Origin of the sequence: Streptomyces katrae, assembly GCF_000966975.1 — a bacterium.
Lineage (GTDB): Bacteria > Actinomycetota > Actinomycetes > Streptomycetales > Streptomycetaceae > Streptomyces > Streptomyces katrae.
In genome coordinates this window covers 1-4,288 of record NZ_JZWV01000513.1, presented here as the reverse complement: position 1 = coordinate 4,288, position 4,288 = coordinate 1, and the positions used below count along the sequence as shown (strand labels likewise).

Below are 4,288 nucleotides of genomic sequence, written 5' to 3'. Positions count from 1 at the left end.
GGAGCAAGATCCGGAAGAGACGGCCTAGCCCCCGTACCGGTGCAGGCGGAGGTGCGCCGTCGGGGTGGACCGGGACAGGGAGGCCAGGTACGGGGGCGGCAGGGGGACGGGGCCCGTGTACCAGGGGGTGGGGGGTGCCGGGGGCGGGGCGTGGAGGGTGACCGGGCCGGGGACGGCCGGGTGGGTTTCCACCGCCGCGAGATCCGTGACGATGCCGATGCCCGCCGCCTTGAGGGCGGCCTCCTTGCGAGTCCAGCAGGTCAGGAAGGCGCGGGCGCGGGCCTGAGGGGTCGGTTGTGAGTCGAGGTGGGCCCGTTCGGACGGGGTCAGGGCCTTGGCGGCGGCCTCGGGGGACCAGGGGCGGGCCTCGTGTTCCACGTCGACGCCGACCGGGTGGTCCGCCACGACCAGCACACCGCAGCCCCCGGTGTGGGAGATGCTGATCCACAGGGTGTTGTCCGGGTGGCGGACGTACGGGGGCCCGTGCCCGGCGTCGGCACAGCCGGGGCAGGGGCGGCGGCCGAACTCCAGCTCCCCGGGAGGGACTTCGAGGACCCGGCCCAGGATGCGGCGGACCGTCGCGCGGTGGGCGAGCGCATCAGCCCTGCGGTCGGCGGGCAGCCGGGCGGCCGCCGCCCGCTCCGCCTCGGTGAGGACCGAAGCGTCCTCGGGGTGAGGGGCGGGGCCGGTGCTGATCCACCACCAGACGTCCACGGGCGTGCTCCTGGTCACCTTCGCTGCTTCCTTCGGCGTCCGGAGCGGAACCGGACGGGCCCCGTGACTGTAGGAGGCGCGCCCCGGGCCCTGCGAGGGCGCTGGCAGCAATATGCCAGCGGGCGCCGGTGAGGTGACCGTACGCGGCGGTCAGTTCGCCCGGCGGAACCGTGCCCGGCCCTTCCGGGCAGCTTCCTGCGAATGGCGCGGGGTGCGGGAACCGAAACGGGCGCGGCGATTTTCCTGTGGGGTGAAGTGCGTTCATCGGAATTGCCGCAGATGAAGATCGTTCAAAAATCACCCACTGTAGACCGTTGTTGACCGTCCGACTTGAGGGCGGCTAGCCTCGGGCCGGGCGCGGCGGGGTGAGGACGGGGGTAGTGGTTATCAGGAAGACGGAGTCGGTCGATGACGAAGTCGGCCGGGCCTTGCTGGAGGTACAGGGACTCATCGAGGCGGCCAAAGGGGACCGCTCCCGCACGGGTCCCGATCATTCTGTCCGAATGCTGGAATCCGGCGAGGATGTCCTCGGTATTTTCGGTCACTTGATGGAAAAGGCCCGCCGGAGCGTCGGCGTGACGGTGCAGCGTGCGGATTCGGAGGCCGCCGCGGTGGCACTGGAGCTCCTGGGGCACGGCCGCGCCCCGGGCGCCGTGCGGGGGGCCCTGTGCGGGGGTGTGCGGGTCAGGCTGCTGTGCTCGCCCGCCGTGGTGCGGGCCCCCGCGTTCCGGGAGGTCCTCGCCGGCGGGTCCGGCTGTGTCGTGAGGGTGGCCGAATGCGCCCTGAACGAAGCGGTGTTGACGGATGATTCGATGGCGCTCGTCTGGCTCGGCGGCGAAGGCGCCGACCGGAGCGTCTCCCTCGTCCAGGACCCCGCGTCCGTCTCCGCGCTCGCCGGTCTGTTCGGCGCGGTGTGGAACGGGGCGAGGGCATGGGAGGAGTCCGCGGGCCGGGCCCGCAGCGCAACGGGGCAGCGGATCCTGGAGGCCCTGCGCGACGGCCGCACGGACGAGGCCGCGGCGCGGGAGCTCGCGATTCCGCTGCGTACCTACCGGCGCTATGTCGCCGAAATCATGCGGGAAATGGACGCGAGTTCACGTTTTCAAGCGGGCGCCCGGGCAGTGCGGCTCGGGCTGCTGAAGAATGACGAATAGCAGCGAATGTGTGTGGGGGAGAAGTGACGGGGGAAGGGCGCACCGGCATGTCCGGGGGAGAGGGATTCGACGCGGGGCTCGCGGACGTACGCGAACTCATCGCCGAAGCGGTTTCGAAGTACCGGGAGTGGGCCGGCCGCAGCCGCCCCGTCACCCGCGTCGGACCGGATTTCGAAGGGACGAGGGAGGTGGCGCGGGAACTGATCTCCGGCGCCCGGCGCAGCGTGGACGTCGTCATCGCGGCCGAGGCGGAGCTGGCGGTGGAGATGTGCACCGCGCTGTCGAGCCTGCTGACCGCTGAACGGTCCACCCTCCGGGTCAGGGTGCTGTGCACGCACGCCACGGCCGGGCAGGAGGCCTTCCGGGACTTCCTGAGGGACGACCACCCGCTGCGGATCCGGGTGGCGCACGTCCCCTGCCTGGAGATGCTGGTGGTCGACGAGGAGGTCGCGCTGGTGCGGGCCGAGAGTGGCGGTGGCGCCTCCGTGGTCCGGGCGGCCGCCGTGCTCGTGCCCGTGCAGGCGCTCTTCGCGAGCGCCTGGCGCAACGCCGCCCTGCCGGGCGGCGGCATCGGACCGGCCAGCCCGCTGCGGACGGCGTTCGCGGCCGGGATCCTCCAGCAGCTGCACACGGGCAGCACCGACGAGGCGGCGGCCCGCGAACTGGGGGTGTCGGTACGGACCTACCGGCGCCACGTCGCCGAGATCATGGAGGCCCTCGGGACGAAGTCCCGCTTCCAGGCGGGGGTCCGGGCCGCCGAGAGCGGGCTGCTGTGCGCGCCGGCCCCGCTGGTACCGGAACAGCGCGGCCACCCCGCAGTCCGGCACCGCCACCCCGAGAAGCTCGCCCGCCCCGACGCCCACCGCGTCCCGCACCGGCGCAGCGCCCAGCCGGCCTAGGCAGCTAACTGCCATTCCCCGCGCGCCCCGCAGGAATTCACGGAGCCCTACCGGGCGGTACGACACCTTGTGGACAGCGCGCCGGTGAAATCTGGCCCGGCCGGAATCCCTACCGTGATTCCGGCGCGGCCGGAGCCGCGTACGCACCGGTCGTCGTTCGTGCCGGCGCGGACATTCCACCGATCGCCGGGGGGACGGCCGATGAATTCTGTACCGAGGGATGGCGCCGGGGACCGGCTCGCGGAATTCCACGAGCTGCGCGAAAGGGTCAGGCGTGGGCCGGGCGAACAGGCGACCGCCGCACAGCACGCCAAAGGGAAACTGACGGCGCGCGAACGCATCGCACTGCTCCTGGACGAGGGCTCCTTCCACGAGGTGGAACCGCTGCGCCGGCACCGGGCCACCGGATTCGGACTCGAGGACAAGAAGCCCTACACCGACGGCGTGATCACCGGCTGGGGAACGGTCGACGGGCGCACCGTGTTCACGTACGCCCACGATTTCCGGATATTCGGCGGAGCGCTGGGCGAGGCCCACGCCCAGAAGATCCACAAGATCATGGACATGGCCCTCGCCGCCGGAGCCCCGCTCGTCTCCCTCAACGACGGAGCCGGCGCCCGGATCCAGGAGGGCGTCACCGCCCTCGCCGGCTACGGCGGCATCTTCCAGCGCAACACCAGGGCCTCCGGGGTCATCCCGCAGATCTCGGTGATGCTGGGCCCCTGCGCCGGCGGCGCCGCCTACTCCCCGGCCCTCACCGACTTCGTGTTCATGGTCCGGGAGACCTCGCAGATGTTCATCACGGGCCCGGACGTGGTGCGCGCGGTGACCGGCGAGGAGATCAGCCAGAACGGCCTCGGCGGTGCCGACGTGCATGCGAGCGTCTCGGGCGTCTCGCACTTCGCCTACGACGACGAGCAGACCTGCATCGAGGAAGTCCGCTACCTCCTCTCCCTCCTGCCCCGCAACAACCAGGAGTCCCCGCCGGCCGTCACCGGCGGCGACGCCGCCGACCGCCGCTGCGAGGCGCTGAACACCCTCGTGCCCGCCGACGGCAACCGCCCGTACGACATGCGCGAGGTGATCGCGGAGATCGTCGACGACGGCGAGTTCCTGGAAGTCCACGAACGCTGGGCCACCAACGTGCTGTGCGCCCTGGCCCGCGTCGACGGCCACACCGTCGGCGTCGTCGCCAACCAGCCGCAGTCGCTCGCCGGCGTCCTCGACATCGACGCCAGCGACAAGGCGGCCCGGTTCGTGCAGCTCTGCGACGCCTTCAACATCCCGCTCGTCACCCTGCTCGACGTCCCCGGGTTCCTGCCCGGCGTCGACCAGGAGCACGGCGGCATCATCAGGCACGGCGCCAAGCTGCTCTACGCCTACTGCGCCGCCACCGTGCCCCGCGTCCAGCTGATCCTGCGCAAGGCCTACGGCGGCGCGTACATCGTCATGGACTCCCGCTCCATCGGGGCCGACCTCTCCTTCGCCTGGCCCACCAACGAGATCGCCGTGATGGGCGCC

Annotated in this window: 4 protein-coding genes; 3 read left to right on the top strand and 1 reads right to left on the bottom strand. The window is 72.0% G+C overall.

All coding sequences use genetic code 11. The annotated features are described in order from the left end of the window. Nucleotides 1-24 precede the first annotated feature (24 nt). Entirely contained in the window at nucleotides 25-732 is a 708-nt protein-coding gene (locus tag VR44_RS18750; protein WP_157880350.1) for a 4'-phosphopantetheinyl transferase family protein, read from the bottom strand. Nucleotides 733-1,094: 362 nt separating this feature from the next. Here VR44_RS18750 and VR44_RS41330 point away from each other — a divergent pair, with 362 nt between their 5' ends. From VR44_RS41330 to VR44_RS18735, 3 genes are all read left to right on the top strand, one after another. Further along, a complete protein-coding gene (locus VR44_RS41330; RefSeq protein WP_052713699.1) occupies nucleotides 1,095-1,868 on the top strand; it encodes a helix-turn-helix domain-containing protein in 774 nt (257 codons plus the stop codon). A gap of 47 nt (nucleotides 1,869-1,915) precedes the next feature. Then, nucleotides 1,916-2,767, top strand: a complete 852-nt coding sequence (locus VR44_RS18740) for a helix-turn-helix transcriptional regulator (protein ID WP_052713698.1) — start codon at nucleotides 1,916-1,918, stop codon at nucleotides 2,765-2,767. 201 nt (nucleotides 2,768-2,968) lie between these two features. Then, nucleotides 2,969-4,288: acyl-CoA carboxylase subunit beta (locus tag VR44_RS18735; protein WP_045948685.1), on the top strand; the 1,320-nt coding region annotated here is incomplete at its 3' end.

What these genes read in the sequence shown, in the direction of transcription:
- VR44_RS18740 (WP_052713698.1), top strand. Translation starts at nt 1,916, where the DNA reads ATGTCCGGGGGAGAGGGATTCGACGCGGGGCTCGCGGACGTACGCGAA.